Source organism: Curvibacter sp. PAE-UM, assembly GCF_001432305.1.
GTDB lineage: Bacteria > Pseudomonadota > Gammaproteobacteria > Burkholderiales > Burkholderiaceae_C > Hylemonella.
Genome location: NZ_KQ483358.1, coordinates 2,355,822 through 2,375,112, shown reverse-complemented (window position 1 = coordinate 2,375,112; position 19,291 = coordinate 2,355,822). Strand labels below are relative to the sequence as shown.

15 protein-coding genes and 3 tRNA genes are annotated in these 19,291 nt (G+C 66.2%); 10 read left to right on the top strand and 8 right to left on the bottom strand.

Translation table 11 applies throughout. The annotated features are described in order from the left end of the window. Positions 1-44: 44 nt before the first annotated feature. A complete protein-coding gene (locus tag AO057_RS11500) occupies positions 45-458 on the top strand; it encodes a YbaN family protein (RefSeq protein ID WP_057676009.1) in 414 nt (137 codons plus the stop codon). Here AO057_RS11500 and AO057_RS18475 read toward each other — a convergent pair. From AO057_RS18475 to smc, 4 genes are all read right to left on the bottom strand, one after another. Continuing rightward, positions 455-2,038 carry a methyl-accepting chemotaxis protein gene (locus AO057_RS18475; protein ID WP_305728278.1) on the bottom strand — a complete coding sequence of 528 codons (1,584 nt, stop codon included), beginning with the start codon at positions 2,036-2,038 and terminating at the stop codon, positions 455-457. The two genes, AO057_RS11500 and AO057_RS18475, sit on opposite strands and share 4 nt — an antisense overlap. A 160-nt stretch (positions 2,039-2,198) precedes the next feature. After that, positions 2,199-4,229 carry an NAD-dependent DNA ligase LigA gene (gene ligA / locus AO057_RS11490; RefSeq protein WP_057676007.1) on the bottom strand — a complete coding sequence of 677 codons (2,031 nt, stop codon included), beginning with the start codon at positions 4,227-4,229 and terminating at the stop codon, positions 2,199-2,201. 21 nt (positions 4,230-4,250) lie between these two features. Beyond that, positions 4,251-5,300 carry a hypothetical protein gene (locus AO057_RS11485; protein ID WP_057676004.1) on the bottom strand — a complete coding sequence of 350 codons (1,050 nt, stop codon included), beginning with the start codon at positions 5,298-5,300 and terminating at the stop codon, positions 4,251-4,253. Between the two features lie 22 nt (positions 5,301-5,322). Continuing rightward, positions 5,323-8,838 (bottom strand): chromosome segregation protein SMC, encoded by a 3,516-nt coding sequence (smc, locus tag AO057_RS11480; RefSeq protein ID WP_057676002.1) that lies wholly within the window; start codon positions 8,836-8,838, stop codon positions 5,323-5,325. A gap of 208 nt (positions 8,839-9,046) precedes the next feature. Between smc and AO057_RS11475 the strand changes: the two genes are divergently transcribed. The 8 genes from AO057_RS11475 to AO057_RS11440 all read left to right on the top strand — a co-directional run bounded on the left by AO057_RS11475 (position 9,047) and on the right by AO057_RS11440 (position 17,888). Then, on the top strand, positions 9,047-9,715 hold the full coding sequence (locus AO057_RS11475; protein WP_057676000.1) for a PilZ domain-containing protein: 669 nt from the start codon (positions 9,047-9,049) through the stop codon (positions 9,713-9,715). Positions 9,716-9,829: 114 nt separating this feature from the next. Further along, on the top strand, positions 9,830-10,588 hold the full coding sequence (locus tag AO057_RS11470) for an MHYT domain-containing protein (RefSeq protein ID WP_057675998.1): 759 nt from the start codon (positions 9,830-9,832) through the stop codon (positions 10,586-10,588). Positions 10,589-10,651: 63 nt separating this feature from the next. Continuing rightward, a complete protein-coding gene (gene dapC, locus AO057_RS11465) occupies positions 10,652-11,845 on the top strand; it encodes a succinyldiaminopimelate transaminase (RefSeq protein WP_057675997.1) in 1,194 nt (397 codons plus the stop codon). A gap of 17 nt (positions 11,846-11,862) precedes the next feature. After that, positions 11,863-12,687, top strand: a complete 825-nt coding sequence (gene dapD, locus AO057_RS11460) for a 2,3,4,5-tetrahydropyridine-2,6-dicarboxylate N-succinyltransferase (RefSeq protein WP_057675994.1) — start codon at positions 11,863-11,865, stop codon at positions 12,685-12,687. Between the two features lie 60 nt (positions 12,688-12,747). Next, complete coding sequence (locus AO057_RS11455) at positions 12,748-13,890, top strand: PilT/PilU family type 4a pilus ATPase (protein ID WP_057675992.1); 1,143 nt, start codon at positions 12,748-12,750, stop codon at positions 13,888-13,890. A gap of 7 nt (positions 13,891-13,897) precedes the next feature. Further along, positions 13,898-15,043 (top strand): succinyl-diaminopimelate desuccinylase, encoded by a 1,146-nt coding sequence (gene dapE, locus AO057_RS11450; protein WP_057675990.1) that lies wholly within the window; start codon positions 13,898-13,900, stop codon positions 15,041-15,043. Beyond that, on the top strand, positions 15,040-15,930 hold the full coding sequence (prmB, locus tag AO057_RS11445) for a 50S ribosomal protein L3 N(5)-glutamine methyltransferase (protein WP_057675988.1): 891 nt from the start codon (positions 15,040-15,042) through the stop codon (positions 15,928-15,930). Before dapE ends, prmB begins: the two co-directional genes overlap by 4 nt. Beyond that, positions 15,927-17,888 carry an ABC-F family ATP-binding cassette domain-containing protein gene (locus AO057_RS11440; RefSeq protein WP_057675986.1) on the top strand — a complete coding sequence of 654 codons (1,962 nt, stop codon included), beginning with the start codon at positions 15,927-15,929 and terminating at the stop codon, positions 17,886-17,888. Before prmB ends, AO057_RS11440 begins: the two co-directional genes overlap by 4 nt. A gap of 38 nt (positions 17,889-17,926) precedes the next feature. Here the strand turns inward: AO057_RS11440 and AO057_RS11435 are convergent, their stop codons facing one another. Continuing rightward, positions 17,927-18,127, bottom strand: a complete 201-nt coding sequence (locus AO057_RS11435) for a hypothetical protein (RefSeq protein WP_156404543.1) — start codon at positions 18,125-18,127, stop codon at positions 17,927-17,929. Positions 18,128-18,222: 95 nt separating this feature from the next. On the opposite strand from AO057_RS11435, the gene AO057_RS11430 reads away from it, so the two are divergent. Next, positions 18,223-18,298, top strand: a tRNA-Lys gene (locus AO057_RS11430). A 105-nt stretch (positions 18,299-18,403) separates the two neighbouring features. On the opposite strand, the gene AO057_RS11425 is transcribed toward AO057_RS11430, so the two are convergent. The 3 genes from AO057_RS11425 to AO057_RS11415 all read right to left on the bottom strand — a co-directional run. Next, positions 18,404-18,479, bottom strand: a tRNA-Asn gene (locus tag AO057_RS11425). Positions 18,480-18,503: 24 nt separating this feature from the next. Beyond that, positions 18,504-18,579, bottom strand: a tRNA-Lys gene (locus AO057_RS11420). A 65-nt stretch (positions 18,580-18,644) separates the two neighbouring features. Beyond that, a partial coding sequence (locus tag AO057_RS11415; RefSeq protein ID WP_240480776.1) for a tRNA threonylcarbamoyladenosine dehydratase occupies positions 18,645-19,291 on the bottom strand: 647 nt, incomplete at its 5' end.

The window sequence follows — 19,291 nt, the reverse complement described above, 5'->3', positions numbered from 1 at the left end:
TGAAGCTGCAAGCATAAAGCCACGGCAGCACGGCACAATCGGGCATGCCCCTGCCTCCCCCACCCGTTCCTCGCCGCCTGCCCCTGATCCGCGGGCTCTACCTCGGTCTGGCGCTGCTGTTCCTGCTGCTGGGGATCATTGGCGCCTTCCTGCCCGTGCTGCCCACCACCCCCTTCATCCTGCTGTCAGCCTGGGCGGCAGCGCGCGGCTCGCCACGCCTGCTGGCCTGGCTGGAAAACCACACCTCCTTTGGCCCGATGATCCGCGACTGGCGTCGCGGCGGCGTGGTCAGCCGGCGCGCCAAGTGGATCGCCACGTCATTCATGGGCGCCAGCGCGCTCTACATGCTCTACGGCGTGCGGCCGCTGTGGGTGCCGCTGCTGGCCATCGCCTGCATGGTGGCCACGCTGCTGTGGCTGTGGCGCCGACCGGAACGACTCGGCGACGACAAGTCCTAACGCAGCCGGAACGCCGCCACAATGCCGGCCAGACGCTGCGCCTGGTCCTTGAGGCTCTCGGCCGCGGCGGTGGACTGCTCCACCAGCGCGGCGTTCTGCTGTGTCATCTCATCGAGCTGACCCACGGCCTGGTTCATCTTGGCAATGCCCTGATTCTGCTCGGCAGACGCCGCGCTGATGCCGGCGATCATGTCGGTCACGCGCTGCACACTGCTCACGATGTCATGCATGGTGTTGCCGGCATCGTGCACCAGCCGCGCACCGGCTCCGACCTTGCCCACGCTCGCGTCGATCAGCGTCTTGATCTCGCGTGCCGCTTCGGCCGAGCGCTGGGCCAGGCTGCGTACCTCGGCCGCCACCACGGCAAAACCCCGGCCCTGTTCGCCTGCACGCGCGGCTTCCACCGCTGCATTGAGCGCCAGGATATTGGTCTGGAAGGCGATGCCGTCGATCACGCTGATGATGCTGGCGATCTGGTTGGAGCTGTGATTGATCTCGTCCATGGTGGCCACCACCTGCGCCACCACCGCACCCCCGCGCTGCGCCACCTCGGTCGACGTGGTGGCCAGTTCGGTGGCCGTACGGGCCGATTCGGCCGAGTGCTGCACCGTGCCGGTGAGCTGCTCCATGGAAGACGCCGTCTCCTGCAGGCTGCTGGCTGCCTGTTCGGTGCGCTGCGCCAGGTCGGCGTTGCCGCTGGCCACTTCCCCGCTGGCGTGGCTGATCTGGGTCGTGGCCTCGCTGATGTCGGTAAAGGCCTGGCGCAGCTTCTGCTGCATCAGGGACAGGCGACGCAGCATGGAGCCGATCTCGTCCTCGCGCGTGCTCTGGAAGCTGTGCGTGAGATCGCCCTGGGCAATCAGGTCGGCGATCTGCACCGCGTCGCGCATGGGCCGGGTGATGGCACGCGTGGTCAGCCAGGCAATCAGCACGCCGGCGGCCAGAGCGATGGCACAGATGACCAGCAACAGCACTTGCGCCTGGCGCACGTTGTCCGCCAGTTCATGCGTGGCCGTGGTGCTGGCAGCCTTCAGGTGGGCCGTGAGTTCGTCCAGGGTCTTGAGCATGGACTGCGCCAGCGGCAACAGCTCGGCCTCCACGCGCTTGCCGCCTTCGCCCATCTGGATGTCGTCACGGATGTTCGCGCGCAAAGCCACGAACCGGTTGCGCGCCTCGTTGACCCGCGTGATCAGCGCGGCCACGGCCGGCTCGTCCGAAATGGCGACCACCTTCTTCTGCAGTTCCACGGTGGCTGCGGCCGTCGATGACATCTCGGCATTGAGCTGGCTCAGCACGCCTTCCATGCGGCCGCGCACGGCCTCGTCGTCCCCGATGGCCGCATCGAGGCGGGTGGCGGTCACGGCCCGGTCCAGATTGGTACGCACCAGGGCCGACCATTCCTGGACCAGCACCAGCCGTTCGGTATGGCGCTCGTTGTCGGCGTTGTGGGACTGGATGCGCCAGAGCTGCAGCACGGCCGCCACCAGCATCAGCACCATGAGCGCCAGAATGATGCCGAAACCGGCCCCCAGACGGGCGCCGATACGCTTGAATTGCCAGTTCACAAACAGATTCTTCATGCGATGCCGTCCAGATGAATAGTGAACCCGGACGACCCCTGCCCTGCTGCCGGTCGTCTGGCGTAGACACAGCGTAGCGCAGTTTGCGGCGATCGGCAAAAGAAGACGAGGAGAAAAGCCGGGGCTGTTCCTGCGTTCGTACGGCCTTCGGCCCGTCAGCCTAGCCTGGCAGCAGTGCGCGCAGCCCGGTCTCGTCCAGCACCGTGATACCCAGCTCGCGTGCCTTGTCCAGCTTGCTGCCCGCTTCCTCGCCCGCGACCACGTAATCGGTCTTCTTGCTGACCGAGCCGGCCACCTTGGCGCCGGCGGCTTCCAGCATCTCCTTGGCCTGCTCGCGGCTGAGCGTGGGCAGGGTACCGGTCAGCACAAAGGTCTTGCCGGCCAGGGGCAGTTGCGCCGCCGGGCTGGGTTCGCCCTCTTCCCAGCGCAGGCCGCAGGCACGCAGCTGCTCCACCACCTCGCGGTTGTGTTCCTGCTGGAAGAAGGTGTGGATGCTCTGCGCCACCACGGGACCGACGTCGGGCACCTGCAACAGCTGATCCTCGCTGGCATCCATGATGGCGTCGAGTTGGCCGAAATGCCGCGCCAGGGCCTTGGCCGTGGCTTCGCCCACGTGGCGGATGCCCAGGCCGAAGATGAAACGTGGCAGCGTGGTCTGTTTGGATTTCTCCAGCGCGTCGACAATGTTCTGCGCCGACTTGTCGGCCATGCGCTCCAGGCTGGCCAGCGCCACCAGGCCCAGGCGATACAGGTCCGGCAGGGTCTTGACCACACCACCATCAACCAACTGGTCCACCAGCTTCTCGCCCAGGCCCTCGACCTCGACCGCGCGGCGCTGCGCAAAGTGCAGGATGGCCTGCTTGCGCTGGGCACTGCAGTACAGGCCGCCGGTGCAGCGGTAATCGGCCTCGTCCTCCTCGCGCACGGCGGCCGAGCCGCAGACCGGGCAGAGGCGCGGCATGGTGAACACTTCGGCCCCGGGCTGGCGTTTCTCGGGCAACACGGACACCACTTCGGGGATGACGTCGCCGGCGCGGCGCACGATGACGGTATCGCCCACGCGCACGTCCTTGCGGCGGGCCTCGTCTTCGTTGTGCAATGTGGCATTGGTCACCGTGACACCACCCACGAAAACCGGTGCCAGCTTGGCCACCGGCGTGAGCTTGCCGGTACGGCCCACCTGCACCTCGATAGCCAAGACCGTGGTCAGCATCTCCTGCGCCGGGTACTTGTGCGCCACCGCCCAACGCGGCTCGCGCGTCACGAAACCCATCTGCTCCTGCAGCGCCAGGCGGTTGACCTTGTAGACCACGCCGTCGATGTCATAAGGCAGGCTGTCGCGCAGCGCGCCGATGCGCTGGTGATAGGCCACCAGTTCTTCCGCGCCCCGTGCCAGGGCGACATGCTCGCAGACCGGGAAACCCCAGGCCTTCAACCCCTGCATCAGGTCATAGTGGCTCTGGAAATGCAAGGCACCCGGCGTCACCTCGCCCAGGCCGTAGGCAAAGAAGCTCAGCGGGCGCTGGGCCGCGATGGCCGGATCGAGCTGGCGCACGGCGCCGGCGGCGGCATTGCGCGGGTTGACAAAGGTCTTTTCGCCTTTCTGGCGCTGCCTCTCGTTCAGGGTTTCGAAGTCATCACGGCGCAGATAGACCTCGCCACGCACTTCGAGCACAGGCGGCACGCCCTGCGGCAGGCGCAGGGGAATCTGCCCGATGGTGCGGATGTTCTGCGTCACGTCTTCGCCCACCTCGCCGTCGCCGCGCGTGGCGGCCTGCACCAGCACGCCCTGCTCGTAGCGCAGATTGAGGGCCAGGCCGTCGAACTTGGGTTCGGCCGCATATTCAATGGGTGGGTCGGTCTCGGCCAAGGCCAGCTCACGGCGCACGCGTGCGTCGAAGTTCTGCGCCCCGCTGGCCTCGGTATCGGTCTCGGTGCGGATGCTGAGCATGGGCACGGCATGGCGCACGCTGGCGAAGTGGTCCAGCGTCTTGCCACCCACACGCTGGGTCGGCGAGTCGGGCGTCAGCAGCTCCGGATGGGCGGCCTCCAGGGCCTGCAGTTCACGGAACAGGCGGTCGTACTCGGCATCCGGAATTTCGGGCGCATCCAGCACGTAGTAGCGGTGCGCGTGGTGGTGCAGAAGCTGGTGCAGTTCCTGCACACGTTTCAGATCAGGCGTGCTGCTCATCAAAAATCGAAGCGAGAAAAATCAGGAGAACAAACGGCGCGCCAGCAGCGAGCCGGCCGACAGTTCGCGCTCGTCGAGCTTGTCGTAGAGGTTCTCGAGCTCGGAACCGATCAGGTCCATGGCGTCGGTGCTGAGGAACTGGCCGTTGTCGTCGGTGATCTGGCCGTCCATCACCTCGGCCAGGCGCGTGGCGGTCTCGCGCAGGCGCACATAGGGCTGCTCGGAGCGTGCCACCTGGGCCACGTCCAGGCTCAACGTCATCTCGCGGATGGCGGTCTGGGCCGGGTCTTCGGCCTGGGCCGCCTGCGCGTCGTAGTGCAGGCCCAGCACGGGCGGCTGGCCGCCGACGCTGGCCGGCAGCACCATGCGCCCGGGCAGCACGCCGGCCACGAAGCCCAGCCGCGCCGCGTTCTGCTGCACATAACCGGCGCTCCAGGCCGTGTGGCGGGCGCGCAGGGTGACGCTGAGCTGGGCATCGTGCTCGCTGGCAAAGGCATCGAGCTCGCGCGCACGCGCCACGGCGTCGAGCATGTCAGGGAATTCGGGGGTGCCGCCCACGGCATCGGCCAGGGCCTGCGTCTTCATGACGAATTCGGAATACTCGATCTCATTGAGCGCTCCGGCGCGGTTGGCCAGCTGCACGCCGGCCTGCAGGGCGCTGTAACGCCGGCCGGGCTGAGGCGGCTCCCACTGACCCGTGGCCTGGTCCAGGCCTTCGATGGCATAAGGCTTGCTGCCCACGCGGCGCGTGGCCGGCATGTGCTGCAGCACGGCTTCGCCGCTGACCGGATGTTCGAGCTCGATGGTCGCGCTGACGTCGATCAACGGGTCCAGCTGGGCTCTCCTGTCCTGCATCGTCGGCAGCAGGAGCCCGTCCTCATCGGCGCTGCCGGCCGCAGCGGGCGCAACCGGATCGAGCGAGAGCCCGTCCAGCCCATGCGGCTCGACGGGGGCGGCTTCGGGCTCGGCCAGGCGGGGCTGGTTGCGCCGCGCCGTCCAGGCGCCATGGACCACCAGGGCGGCCAGCAGCAGGGCGCCAGCGATCGCCAGTCCGATTTGCAGCTTGCTCATCGGTGCTAGGTCCCGTCGCGGCTCAAGCCGCCTCGGCCATGGACACGGCGGATTCCATGTCCACCGCCACGATGCGCGAGACGCCCTGCTCCTGCATGGTCACGCCGATCAACTGCTCGGCCATTTCCATGGCGATCTTGTTGTGGCTGATGAAGAGGAACTGGGTGCCCTTGCTCATGCTGCTCACCAGCTTGGCGTAGCGCTCGGTGTTGGCGTCGTCCAGCGGCGCGTCCACCTCGTCCAGCAGGCAGAACGGTGCGGGGTTGAGCTGGAAGATGGCGAACACCAGCGCAATGGCGGTCAGCGCCTTCTCGCCGCCCGAGAGCAGGTGGATGGTCTGGTTCTTCTTGCCCGGCGGCTGGGCCATGACCTGCACGCCGGCGTCCAGGATCTCGTCGCCGGTCATGATGAGACGGGCCTGGCCGCCGCCGAAGAGCTCGGGGAACATCTTGCCGAAGTGTTCGTTGACGGTCTTGAAGGTGCCGGCCAGCAGTTCGCGGGTTTCGCCGTCGATCTTGCGGATGGCATCTTCCAGCGTGTTCATCGCCAGGTTCAGATCGGCCGATTGCGCATCCAGGAAATGCTTGCGTTCGCTCGCGCTGGCCAGCTCTTCCAGGGCCGCCAGGTTGACCGCCCCCAGGGCCGCAATCTCGCGGTTCAGGCGATCGATCTCACCCTGCAGGCCGGTCAGGCGCACATTGCCGTCTGCAATGGATTTGGCGACGGCCTCCAGGTCGGCCTGGGCCTCGGCCAGCAGCTGGGCGTACTGCTCAAAACCCAGGCGCGCGGCCTGTTCCTTGAGCTGCATGTCCTGGATGCGCTGGCGCATCGGGTCGAGCTCGCGCTCGAGCTTGATACGGCGTTCGTCACTGGCGCGCAGCTTGGCGGTCAGGTCGTCGTATTCGCTGCGTTTGGCGCCCAGGGCCTGCTCGCGTTCGTGCTTGAGCGCCAGTGCGTTCTGCAGGCCAGCCTGGGCGGCGGCGTCGGTCAGGCGGGTCAGTTCGTCGCGGGCGCGCTGCTCGTCGGCCGTGATGGTGGCCGCCTGCTGCTCGGCGGTGTCGATGGCGCGCGCCAGTTCAGCCTTGCGTGCGTCCAGCGTGCGCAGGGAGAAGGTGGCCTCCTGGGCCTGGCGCTCCAGGCTGCGCTGCTGTTCGCGGCAGGCGTTGAGCTTGCGCTCGGCCTCCAGCACTCGCTCATCCAACTGGGCATGGCGCTCCTGGCTGTCGGCCAGTTGCATGTCGAGTTCCTCGAAGCGGCCTTCAGCGGCCACACGACGCTCCTGCAGTTCTTCCAGCAGGGCGTCGACCTCGGCCAGGTCACCGGCGATCTGCTCGCTGCGGGCGCGGGTCTGTTCGGCCAGCTGCGTCAGGCGCAGGGTCTCGACCTGCAGCTCGTGGGCGCGGCTCTGGGTCTCGCTGGCCTCGCGGCGGGCGGTGACCAGGCGCTGCGAAGCGTCGGCGTAAGCGGCCTCGGCGCGCACCAGGGCGCTGCGGGCCTCTTCGTTGATGAGGGACTGGGCGCGCAACTGCTTTTCCAGGTTCTCGATTTCCTGGGCGCGGGCCAGCAGGCCGGCCTGTTCGGAATCCTGGGCGTAGAAGCTCACGCTGTGCGCGGTGACGGCGTGGCCGCTCTTCACGTAAAGCGTCTCGCCCGGCTGCAACTGGGCCCGCTGCGCCAGGGCGTCCTCGAAGCTCTGCGCCACGTAGCAGCCCTGCAGCCAGTCCACCAGCACGGCCTTGAGGCCGGCATCGTTCACACGCAGCAGGTCGGCCAGGCGCGGCAGGCCGCCGGCCTTCTCGGGCGCACCGGCGGACGGCGCGCTGTAGAAGGCCAGCTTGGCCGGCGGGGCGTCCTGCCCGAAGGCCTTGACCATGTCGATGCGGCTGACCTCCAGCGCGCCCATGCGCTCGCGCAGCGCGGCTTCCAGGGCGCTCTCCCAGCCCTGCTCGATGTGCAATTTGGTCCACAGGGCCTGCAGGTCGGCCAGGCCATGTTTGGCCAGCCAGGGCTGCAGCTTGCCGTCGGTCTTGACCTTCTCCTGCAAGGCCTTGAGCGCTTCCAAACGCGCCGACAGGTCAGCCTGGCGGGCCGATTCGGTGTTGACCGTGTCCTGCTGCGTGCGGCGCGCCTCGTCGAGCTGCGGCACGCTGTCCTGCAATTCGTGCAGGCGCGCATCGGCCACGGCGGCGGCTTCGCTGGCCTGGGCCAGCTGGGCCTGCAGGCTCTGCAAGCGTGCCTCGTCGGGGGCGGCCAGGGCCTTGCGGTCGGTGTCCAGGCGCTCGCGGCGCTGGTTCAGCTGGCGCGACTGCTCCTCGATGCTGCGCTGCTCGGCGGCCAGCACCTGGATCTGCTGCTGCACCTGGGTCACGCTGCCGCGCTGCTCGTTGGCACGGCTCTGGGCCTGGCGCAGGGCCTCTTCCATATCGGGCAGGGCCTGGGCCTGGTCTTCCAGCTGGGCGGCCAGTTCGGTGGTCTTCTCTTCGCCCACCAGGGCCAGCTCGGCCAGGCTTTCGATCTCGGCCTGGGCGTCCTGCTTGCGCGTGGCCCACTGGGCGGTCTGCTCCTTCAGGGTGACCAGGCGCTCCTCGACACGCTGGCGACCCTCGACCACGAAGCGGATCTCGGCCTCCAGCCGCCCCACCTCGGTGCTGGCCTCGTACAGCAGGCCCTGGGCCTGGTTGACCTGGTCGCCGGCGGCGTAATGCGCCTGGCGGATGGTTTCGAGATCGGCCTCGATGTGGCGCAAATCGGCCACGCGGGACTCAAGCTCAATGACGGCCTTCTCGCCCTCCTGCTTGATCTTCGTCTGGTCGGCCTCGGCCTCGGAGCGCCGCAGGTACCAGAGCTGCTGCTGTTTGAGCGTGGCGTCGGCCTGCAGGGTGTTGTACTTCTGCGCGACTTCGGCCTGGCGTTCGAGCTTTTCCAGATTGGCGTTGAGTTCGCGCAGGATGTCCTCGACCCGGGTCAGGTTCTCGCGCGTGTCCGAGAGTCGGTTCTCGGTCTCGCGGCGGCGTTCCTTGTACTTGGAGACCCCCGCGGCCTCTTCGAGGAACAGGCGCAGTTCCTCAGGCTTGGATTCGATGATACGGCTGATGGTGCCCTGGCCGATGATGGCGTAGGCCCGCGGCCCCAGGCCCGTGCCCAGGAACACGTCCTGCACGTCACGCCGGCGCACCGGCTGGTTGTTGATGTAATAGCTGCTGGTGCCGTCGCGCGTGAGCACGCGCTTGACGGCGATCTCGGCGTACTGGCTCCACTGGCCGCCGGCGCGGTGGTCGGCGTTGTCGAACACCAGCTCCACGCTGGAGCGGCTGGCCGGCTTGCGGGTGGTGGTGCCGTTGAAGATCACGTCCTGCATGGACTCGCCGCGCAACTCGCTGGCGCGGCTCTCGCCCAGCACCCAGCGCACGGCGTCCATGATGTTGGACTTGCCGCAGCCATTGGGGCCGACCACGCCGACCAGCTGCCCGGGCAGCAAGAAGTTGGTCGGCTCGGCAAAGGACTTGAACCCGGAAAGCTTGATGGAGGTGAGACGCACGGTGAGAACAGTCTGATGGCGGGAACAGCCTGAAATCATACCGTCCCGGCCCGCACGAAAATCGTGCGCTCCATGCGGGATATGTGCTACGGGAAAACCCGACTCGGTTGCATTTGTACACATTGCCATGTACTGCGTCATGGCGGCCACATGGCGGACCGTGTAGATTCACGCCATTTGACCTGCTCCCCATAGAAATGCCTCCATCATGAATCAGGCCGCCAGCGAGACTCTGAAGAACAACGTGCTGCAGATCACCCTCAAGGAGCTTGGCCTGCGCCCGGGCCTCGCGCTGCAGGTGCGCCGGCTGGTGGAAGGCGCCAGCAAGAAGGAGGGCCAGCTCTTCGGCGCCATCGAGAACCGGGGCGTCATGGTGGGCCCGCAAGGCCCGGAGGGCGAGGACACCGGCCTGACCGAGGGCGATGTCTGCATCGTGCGTGGTTTTACCGGCCAGCATGAGTTTTCCTTCATCAGCAAGGTGCTGCAGACCTACGAGAAACCTTTCGTGTATGCCTTGCTGGCTTATCCCACCCAGGTCGATGCCCGCCAGGTTCGCCAGTCCCTGCGTACCAAGACCAGCTGGCCCGTCACCGTTCAGCTCGGTGAACTCAAGCTGGACGGCCAGTTGCTGGACATCAGCATGCAGGGCGCCATGATCAGTACGCCCACAGCCACCACCGCCGTGGGCAAGACCCTGGACCTCAGCATCGGCGCCGTGGTCGAAGGCGAGCCCACCACCCTCGCACTCAAGGCCACGGTCTGCCACGCCCACAAGGCCGCAGACGATACGTGCCACTTCACCGGCATGGCCTTCCACGGCCTGAACCAGCAGGACAAGCTGGTGCTGCACTACCTGACCAAGACCCCGCAAAGCTGAGTCAGCCCAGGCGGGGCAAGGGATGCCCTTCATTTTCTTGGGTGTATGTGCGCGACCGGACTCCCCGGTGCCTGCCATCCCTTAGATTCGACCGGTTCGCATCCAAGGTACCCCATGAATCCACAAGTTGTTTCGAGCTACGACGGCACTTATGTCGCGCTCTCTTTCCTCATCGCCTTCATCGGTTCCTTTGTCGCGCTGACGGCTGCCCGCCGCCTCGTCGGCCCCGAAGGCCGCATCAACCATTTCGACCTGATGGCCGCCACGCTGGCGCTGGGTGGCATCGGCGTCTGGACCATGCATTTCATCGGCATGGCCGCACTGAAGATGGACCTGCGCGTGGGTTACTCCATGACCGAAACCATCATCTCGCTGGTGGTGGTCTGCCTGGCCACCGGTTTCGGCCTGACGTATGTGGCCCGGGATCCCTCCAACAAGACCCGGCTGCTGACGGCTGGCGCCTCTCTGGGACTGGGTGTCGCCGTCATGCATTACCTGGGCATGTACGGCATGCGCTTTGGCGGCTATATCAACTGGTCGTTCCTGCTGGTGGCCGCCTCCCTCCTGATCGCCGTCGTGGCGGCTACCGCGGCCCTCTGGCTGGCCTTCAACACCAAACCCCTGGCGCTGCGCCTGCTGGCGGCCATCGTCATGGCGGTGGCCGTCTGTGCCATGCACTACGCCGGCATGGCCGCCGCCGATTTCGTCTGCACCACCGCGGACCGGCAGGCCCTTCCCCGCGGCTTTGGTGTCATCAATTCGACCGACCTGCCCGAGGTCGTGATGGTCATGTCCATCGGCATCGCCCTGGTGCTGTCCATCGACCTGCTGACGCAGAAGCTGCTGGGCGCTGCCAAGCGGCGGTCGCGCTGACCACTGGGGGGGTTGCCGCCCCCCGCCTCTGCCGCGCCGGGGAGTTCCGGGATAATTCCCCCCATGAACCCCCTGCTCCAACGACTGCAGCCCTATCCTTTCGAACGGCTGCGGCAGCTTTTTGCCGGCATCACCCCCAACCCGGCCTATCGTCCCATCAGCCTGGGCATCGGTGAGCCCAAACACGCCACGCCCGATTTCATCAAGCGCGCCCTCAGTGACGCGCTGGACACCGGCCTGACCGGCTCCCCTCCCACGGCCGGCGAGCCGGCGCTCAGGGACGCCATGGCGGGCTGGCTGCAGCGCCGTTATGGCGTCACGCTCAACCCGACCGGCCAGATCCTGCCGGTCAATGGCTCGCGCGAGGCGCTGTTCGCGCTGACGCAGACCGTGGTCGACGGCAGCCAGCCCGGCGCCCTGGTCCTGTGCCCGAACCCCTTTTATCAAATCTACGAAGGCGCCGCGCTGCTGGCGGGCGCCCAGCCGTATTACGTGCCCAGCGACCCGGCGCGCAACTTCGCCGTGGACTGGGACAGCGTGCCCGCCGAGGTCTGGGCCCGCACCCAGCTGATCTTCACCTGCTCGCCCGGCAACCCGACCGGCGCCGTGATGCCGCTGGAGGAATGGAAGAAGCTGTTCGACTTGAGCGACCGCTACGGCTTCGTCATCGCCTCCGACGAGTGCTACAGCGAGATCTACTTCCGCGACGAGCCGCCGCTGGGCGGGCTGGAGGCGGCCTTGAAACTGGGCCGCAGCGACTTCAGGAACCTGGTCGCGCTGACCAGCCTCTCCAAACGCAGCAACGTGCCGGGCATGCGCAGCGGCTTCGTGGCCGGCGATGCGGCCATCATGAAGGCCTTCCTGCTCTACCGCACCTACCACGGCAGCGCCATGAGCCACGTAGTGCAGGCCGCCAGCATCGCGGCCTGGAACGACGAGTTGCACGTCATCGAGAACCGCAACCTCTACCGCGCCAAGTTTGCCCAGGTCACGCCCATGCTGAGCGCCGTGCTGGACGTGGCCCTGCCCGACGCGGCCTTCTACCTATGGGCCGGCGTACAGGGCAGCGACACCGATTTCGCCCGCGATCTCTACGCTCTTTACAATGTGACTGTTTTGCCCGGCAGCTATCTGGCGCGCGAGGCCCGCGGATTCAACCCCGGCGCCGGGCGCGTTCGCATGGCGCTGGTGGCCGAAACCGCCGAATGCGCGGAAGCGGCCGAACGCATCATTCAATTTGTCAAATCCAGAAACTGAAAATCCGAGTCATACACATGAGCCAACAACTGCAACAGATCATCGAAGCCGCCTGGGAAAACCGCGCCAACATCTCCGTCAAGTCCGCGCCCAAGGAAGTGGCCGACGCCGTCGAGCACGTCATCTCCGAACTGAACAAGGGCCGCCTGCGCGTGGCCACGCGCGAGTCCGTGGGCAAGTGGACGGTGCACCAGTGGATCAAGAAGGCCGTGCTGCTGTCCTTCCGCCTCAAGGACAACGAGGTCATCAGGGCCGGCGACCTGGGCTTCTACGACAAGGTGCAGACCAAGTTCGCCCACCTCTCGGCTGAAGAAATGGCCGCCACCGGCGTGCGTGTGGTGCCCCCGGCCGTGGCGCGCCGCGGCAGCTTCATTGCCAAGGGCGCCATCCTGATGCCCAGCTACGTGAACATCGGCGCCTACGTGGACGAGAACACCATGGTCGACACCTGGGCCACCGTGGGCTCCTGTGCCCAGATCGGCAAGAACGTGCACCTCTCGGGCGGCGTCGGCATCGGCGGCGTGCTGGAGCCCGTGCAGGCCGGCCCCACCATCATCGAGGACAACTGCTTCATCGGCGCGCGCTCGGAGATCGTCGAGGGCGTGGTGGTCGAGGAAAACTCGGTCATCTCCATGGGCGTGTACATCGGCCAGAGCACCAAGATCTATGACCGCGCCACTGGCGAAGTCCACTACGGCCGCGTGCCGGCCGGCTCGGTGGTGGTCTCAGGCAACCTGCCCAGCGCCGATGGCAAATACAGCCTGTATTGCGCCGTGATCGTCAAGCGCGTGGACGCGCAGACCCGCTCCAAGACCAGCCTGAACGACCTGTTGCGCGACTGATCACGCTGGTTGCGGACGACTTCGACACACGATACAGGGAGAGCAGACATGAGCAGCACGATGGGCATGATGGAACGGATCCTGCGACTGATGTCCGAGAAAAAAGCCTCGGACATCTATCTTTCGGCCCACTCGCCGGCGCTCATCCGCATCAACGGGCAGTGCGTGCCGATCAACAACCAGCCCTTGCCGCCGGATGCGCCGCGCAATCTGCTGGCCGAGATCATCCCGGAGGAACGCTTGGCCGAACTCGACGCCTACAGCGAACTCAATATGGGTTTCCCGCTGGCCGGCGTGGGGCGCTTCCGCCTCAGCGCCATGCGCCAGCGCGGCTCGGTGGCGGCGGTGATCCGCTTCGTCTCGGGCGAGATTCCCTCGCTGGGTTCGCTCTCGTTGCCCCCCATCCTGGGCGACCTGATCATGGAAAAGCGCGGCCTGATCCTGATGGTGGGCGCCACCGGCATGGGCAAGAGCACCACGCTGGCAGCCATGATCGACTACCGCAACGAGAACGCCTCGGGCCACATCCTGACCATCGAGGACCCGATCGAGTACCTGTTCAAGAACAAGCGTTCCGTGGTCAACCAGCGCGAGATCGGCGCCGACACCAAGAACCTGGGCACGGCGCTGCAGAACGCCCTGCGCCAGGCGCCCGACGTGATCATGATCGGCGAAATCCGCGACCGCGAGACCATGTCCGCGGCCATCGCCTATGCCCAGTCCGGTCACCTCTGCCTGGCCACCATGCACGCCAACAACAGCTACCAGGCGCTCAACCGTATCCTGAGCTTCTACCCGGTGGAAGTGCGCCAGACCATGCTGGGGGACCTCTCCAGCGCGCTCAAGGCCATCGTCTCGCAGCGCCTGCTGCGCACCACCACGGGCAGCCGCACCCCGGCGGTGGAGATCATGCTCAATACCAAGCTGATCTCGGACCTGATCGAGAAAGGCGACTTCTCCAGCATCAAGGAGGCGCTGGAAAAAGCCATGGCCGAAGGCTCGCAGAACTTCGAGCAGGACATCGCGCGCCTCATCACCGAGGGCGTGATCGACCGCAAGGAAGGCCTGGCCAATTCCGATTCGCCGACCAACCTGATGTGGCGCCTGCAGAACGACTTCCAGAAGCCGGCCCAAGCCCAGGCCGACGAGCACCAGGACGACGAGCCGTCCTTCACCGAGATCACGCTCGACGTGAAGCACTGAGCCCCGAATGTCCCGTACCCTGCAACTGACCGAGCAACTGATCGCGCGCCCTTCCGTCCCCCCCGACGATGCCGGCTGCCAGGCCCTGCTGGCCGAACGCCTCCAGCCGCTGGGTTTTGCCTGCGAGTCCATCGTCAGCGGCCCGGCCGACTTCCGCGTCACCAACCTGTGGGCCAAACGCGTGGCCCAGGCCGGCGCCCCGCTCCTGGTCTTTGCTGGCCACACCGACGTGGTGCCCACCGGCCCGGTCGCCCAATGGAGCCAGGACCCGTTCACGCCCACGCACCGCGACGGCAAGCTGTACGGCCGCGGCAGCAGCGACATGAAAGCCTCGATCGCCGCCTTCGTGGTGGCGGTGGAGGAGTTCCTTGCCTCGCACGCCCAGGCCCCGCTCAACATCGCCCTGCTGCTGACCAGCGATGAGGAAGGTCCGGCCGTGGACGGCACGGTGGTGGTCTGCGAAACCCTGAAAGCGCGCGGCGAGAAGCTGGACTACTGCATCGTCGGCGAGCCGACCTCGGTACAGCGCACCGGCGACATGATCAAGAACGGCCGCCGGGGCACCATGAGCGGCAAGCTCACGGTCAAGGGTGTGCAGGGCCATATTGCCTACCCGCACCTGGCCAGGAATCCCATCCATCAATTCGCCCCGGTGCTGGCCGAACTGACGGCCATTGAATGGGACCAAGGCAACGACTTCTTCCCGCCCACCACCTGGCAGGTCAGCAATATCCACGGCGGCACGGGCGCCAGCAACGTGATCCCCGGTAACGTGGTGGTGGACTTCAACTTCCGCTTCTGCACCGAGTCCACGCCGCAAAGCCTGCAGCAGCGACTCACTACCGTACTGAACAAGCACGAGTTGGAGTACGACCTCTCGTGGACCGTCGGCGGTCTGCCCTTCCTGACCACCCCGGGCACGCTGGTAGACGCCGTGCGCGAGGCCATCCACGCCGAGACCGGCATCGAGACCGAACTCTCCACCAGTGGCGGCACCAGTGACGGTCGTTTCATCGCCCAGATCTGCCCGCAGGTCATCGAACTCGGCCCCAGCAACGCCACCATCCACAAGATCGACGAATGCGTGCCGGTGGCCGACATCGAGCCGCTGAAAAACATCTACCGGCGTGTGCTGGAAAAGCTCGCGTCATGAACAGCACCCCCGCGAAGCCAGCGACCGTGATCGAACTGATCGAGGCCGGTGCCAGGCAGTTCGACGCTGCCGGCCTGATCTATGGCCACGGCACCAGCAACGCTTTTGACGAGGCCGCCTGGCTGGTGCTCTGGCAACTGGGCCTGCCGCTGCATGACCTCGACGCGGTGGCCGATCGCCCGGTCGACCCGCAAGAACAAGCCAAGGTCGTGGCGCTCCTGCAAGAACGCATCACCACGCGCAAGCCCGCCGCCTACCTGACACGCGAGGCCTGGCTGCAGGGTGTGCCCTTTTACGTGGACGAGCGCACCATCGTGCCGCGCAGTTTCATTGCCGAGCTGCTGGCCAACGGCAACATCGACGCCTGGCTGGGAGAACACACCCGACGCGTGCTGGACCTGTGCACCGGCAACGGCAGCCTGGCCGTGCTGGCCGCCCTCGCCTGGCCCGAGGTCACGGTGGACGGCGCCGACCTCTCGGCCGACGCCCTGGCCGTGGCCCGCATCAATGTCGACAAGCACCAGTTGCAGGACCGCGTCACGCTACTGACCTCCGATGGACTCGGCAATGTGCGCGGCCCCTACGACCTGATCCTGTGCAACCCCCCCTACGTCAATGCGCAGAGCATGGCGACCCTGCCCGCCGAGTACCGGGCCGAACCCGAACTGGCCCTGGCCGGCGGCAGCGACGGCATGGATTTCATCCGCCGCCTGCTGGCCGAGGCCCCGGCGCAAATGAGCGAACACGCCGTGCTGGTCCTGGAGATCGGCAATGAGCGCGAGCACTTCGAGGCGGCCTTCCCGCGCCTGGAAGCTGCCTGGCTGGAAACAAGTGCAGGCGACGAACAAGTCCTGCTGATAACGCGCGAAGCGCTGCTGAAAAAATGATCACCCTGAAAAATGTCACCCTGCGCCGCGGCGCCAGGGTGTTGCTGGATGCTGCCTCCGTCACCGTCAATCCCGGTGAGAAAGTCGGCCTGGTCGGACGCAACGGCGCCGGCAAGTCCACCCTGTTCGCCCTGCTCAACGGCACCCTGCACGAGGACAGCGGCGACTGCAACATCCCGGCCCAGTGGCGCCTGGCCCAGGTGGCCCAGGACATGCCTGAAACGAGCGAGTCCGCGACCGATTTCGTGATCGCGGGTGACACACGCCTGGTTGCGGCCCAGGCCGAAGTCGCCGCGGCCGAGGCCACCGACGACGGCGAGCGCATGGGGCACGCCTATATGGAACTGCACGATGCCGGCGCGCACGATGCTTCGGCCCGCGCGCAGGCGCTGATCCTGGGCCTGGGCTTCCGGACCACGGAACTCGACAAACCCGTCAACAGTTTTTCCGGCGGCTGGCGCATGCGCCTGCAGCTGGCACGCGCGCTGATGTGCCCCAGCGACCTGCTGCTGCTGGACGAACCCACCAACCACCTGGACCTCGACGCCCTGGTCTGGCTGGAAGCCTGGCTGCAGCGTTACACCGGCACCATGCTGGTCATCAGCCACGACCGCGAGTTTCTCGATGCCGTGACCAACGTCACCGTGCACATCGAAACCGCCAAGCTCAACCGCTACGGCGGCAACTACACCAAGTTCGAGGACATGCGGGCCGAGAAGATGGAACTGCAGCAGGCGTCCTACGCCAAGCAGCAGGAGAAGATCGCCCACCTGAAGAAGTTCATCGATCGCTTCAAGGCCCAGGCCAGCAAGGCCAAACAGGCCCAGAGCCGGGTCAAGGCCCTGGACCGGATGGAGAAGATCGGCCCGCTGCTGGCCGAGGCCGAGTTCACCTTCGAGTTCAAGGAACCAGCCAACCTGCCCAACCCCATGCTGTCCATGCAGGGGATCGACTTTGGCTACCCGCCGCCCGAAGGTGCGCCGGCCGGCACGCCACCCACGGTGATCGTGAAGAACGTCAGCAAGTCGGTGCTGGCCGGACAGCGCATCGGCATCCTGGGCGCCAACGGCCAGGGCAAGTCCACCGTGGTCAAGACCATCGCGCGCGACCTGGCCCCCCTGGCCGGCGAGATCATCGAGGGCAAGGGCCTGTCCATCGGCTACTTTGCCCAGCAGGAACTCGATGTGCTGCGACCGCAGGACACACCGCTGGAACACATGATCTGGCTGGTCAAGGACACCACGGCACGCGGTGCGCTCAGCGGCCAGGCCACCCGCGAGCAGGACCTGCGCAGTTTCCTGGGCGGCTTCAATTTCACGGGCGACCAGGTCAAGCAGACCGTGGGCACCATGAGCGGCGGCGAGAAGGCCCGCCTGGTGCTGTGCATGCTGGTCTGGCAGCGCCCCAACCTGCTGCTGCTGGACGAGCCCACCAACCACCTGGATCTGGCCACGCGCGAGGCGCTGGGCATGGCGCTGAACGAATTCGAGGGCACGGTGATGCTGGTCAGCCACGACCGCGCCCTGCTGCGTGCGGTGTGCGACGAATTCTGGCTGGTCTCACGCGGCGGCATCAACCCCTTCGACGGCGACCTCGACGACTACCAGCGCTATCTGCTGGACGAAGCCAAGCGCCAGCGCGAAGCCCTCAAGGAAGCCAATGCCGCCGCCTCCGCAACGGCAAGCGCCCCACCGCCCCCGCCCACCGTGGCGGCAACCGAGCCGGCTCGCCCGCGGCGCGAAGACAACCGGACCCGTCAGTTGCGCAAGGAATTCGAACTGTGCGAGGCCCGCATGGCCGAACTGGCGCAGCAGAAAGCCGTTCTCGAAGAGCGCCTCTCCGGTCAGCCCGGCATGGATGAGATCAATGAACTCGGCAAGCGGCTGGGAGCCCTGCAGGACGAACTGGACCAGCTCGAAGCGCGCTGGCTGGAACTCAGCAGCAGCCTGGACGATTAGGGTCAGCCGCACACTTGAGGAATGAGTGGGAACAGGCCCTAGTCAGCCGCGCGCTGCGGGCTTTGCTGCATCTGCTGCATGGACTCGCCAACCTTCTGCTGCACCTGCTGCATGGTCTTCTGGCCCTGCTCGATCTCCTGCTTCTTGGCCGCCCCCACGGTAGCAGCCGTGGTCGCCGTCTCGGCGCCACAGCCCGCCAGCATGAGCACTGCCAGGGTGATGATGATTGCTTGGGACATGGTCATTTCTCCTGCATGATGCCGACGATGGAAAAACGCATTTTGTCCCCTGCGCCGCCTGGACGGGACTGATTTTTATGCAATAATTGAGGTCTGGGTTCTTAGCTCAGTTGGTAGAGCAGCGGACTCTTAATCCGTAGGTCGAGTGTTCGAGTCACTCAGGACCCACCAGATCAAAAGGGATCTGATCGCAAGATCAGATCCCTTTTTCTTTGTGCCTCAAAACACCGCGCAACAACAAAAAAGGCCTTGCATTGCTGCAAGGCCTTTTTGATCTGGCTCCTCGACCTGGGCTCGAACCAGGGACCTACGGATTAACAGTCCGGCGCTCTACCGACTGAGCTATCGAGGAATATTCGGTTCAACAAATTGTACTTGGTAGGACGTGCGGGATTCGAACCTGCGACCAACGGATTAAAAGTCCGCTGCTCTACCAACTGAGCTAACGTCCCCCACAGCGGGACGCTTACGCTAACCCCGACAAGCCTTCAATTATAGCGTCATTTTTCTGCGATCTTCAAGCGCGCTTCACGATTTCGTCCAGCACCCAGCCGGCGGCGCACTGTCCGAAGGTCGCAGTGACGGCCACCAGCGAGCCGTAGCCGCTGCAGTTGAGCGTGCCGTCGCCCTCGACGGCACAGGAGGTATCGGGGCCGCTGACGGCCTCGCGGCTGAACACGCAGGCCACACCGATCTTGCGCCCCTCACGGGCGGCACCATGCTCCTTGCGCAGGCGGTAGCGCAACTGTGCCAGCAGCGGATCATGCGTGACACGGCCCAGGTCCTCGATGTCCACCTCGTGCGCCCGGCGCTTGCCGCCGGCAGCACCCACCGTGATGAAAACGAGCCTGTTCTTGAGGGCCCAGGCCGCCATGGCGGTCTTGGCGCGCACCTGGTCGCAGGCATCGATGACGGCATCCACACCTGCAGGCAGGATGGCTGGCCAGTTGCCCGGCTCCACGAACTCCTCGATGCATTGCACCTGGCACGCCGGATTGATCTGGGCGATGCGATCGCGCATGGCCAGCACCTTGGCCTGGCCCAGCGTGGTTTCCAGGGCGTGGATCTGGCGGTTGATATTGGATTCGGCCACGTGATCGAGATCGATCAGGGTCAGGTGCCCCACACCACTGCGCGCCAGGGCTTCCACGGCCCAGGAGCCGA

Coding starts and splice junctions, on each gene's coding strand:
- AO057_RS11435 (WP_156404543.1), bottom strand. CDS start 18,127: ATGTCCCAAGCAATCATCATCACCCTGGCAGTGCTCATGCTGGCGGGC.
- prmB (WP_057675988.1), top strand. CDS start 15,040: ATGAACAGCACCCCCGCGAAGCCAGCGACCGTGATCGAACTGATCGAG.
- AO057_RS11485 (WP_057676004.1), bottom strand. CDS start 5,300: ATGAGCAAGCTGCAAATCGGACTGGCGATCGCTGGCGCCCTGCTGCTG.
- dapD (WP_057675994.1), top strand. CDS start 11,863: ATGAGCCAACAACTGCAACAGATCATCGAAGCCGCCTGGGAAAACCGC.
- dapC (WP_057675997.1), top strand. CDS start 10,652: ATGAACCCCCTGCTCCAACGACTGCAGCCCTATCCTTTCGAACGGCTG.
- AO057_RS18475 (WP_305728278.1), bottom strand. CDS start 2,038: ATGAAGAATCTGTTTGTGAACTGGCAATTCAAGCGTATCGGCGCCCGT.
- AO057_RS11500 (WP_057676009.1), top strand. CDS start 45: ATGCCCCTGCCTCCCCCACCCGTTCCTCGCCGCCTGCCCCTGATCCGC.
- ligA (WP_057676007.1), bottom strand. CDS start 4,229: ATGAGCAGCACGCCTGATCTGAAACGTGTGCAGGAACTGCACCAGCTT.
- dapE (WP_057675990.1), top strand. CDS start 13,898: ATGTCCCGTACCCTGCAACTGACCGAGCAACTGATCGCGCGCCCTTCC.
- AO057_RS11475 (WP_057676000.1), top strand. CDS start 9,047: ATGAATCAGGCCGCCAGCGAGACTCTGAAGAACAACGTGCTGCAGATC.
- AO057_RS11470 (WP_057675998.1), top strand. CDS start 9,830: ATGAATCCACAAGTTGTTTCGAGCTACGACGGCACTTATGTCGCGCTC.
- AO057_RS11455 (WP_057675992.1), top strand. CDS start 12,748: ATGGGCATGATGGAACGGATCCTGCGACTGATGTCCGAGAAAAAAGCC.
- AO057_RS11440 (WP_057675986.1), top strand. CDS start 15,927: ATGATCACCCTGAAAAATGTCACCCTGCGCCGCGGCGCCAGGGTGTTG.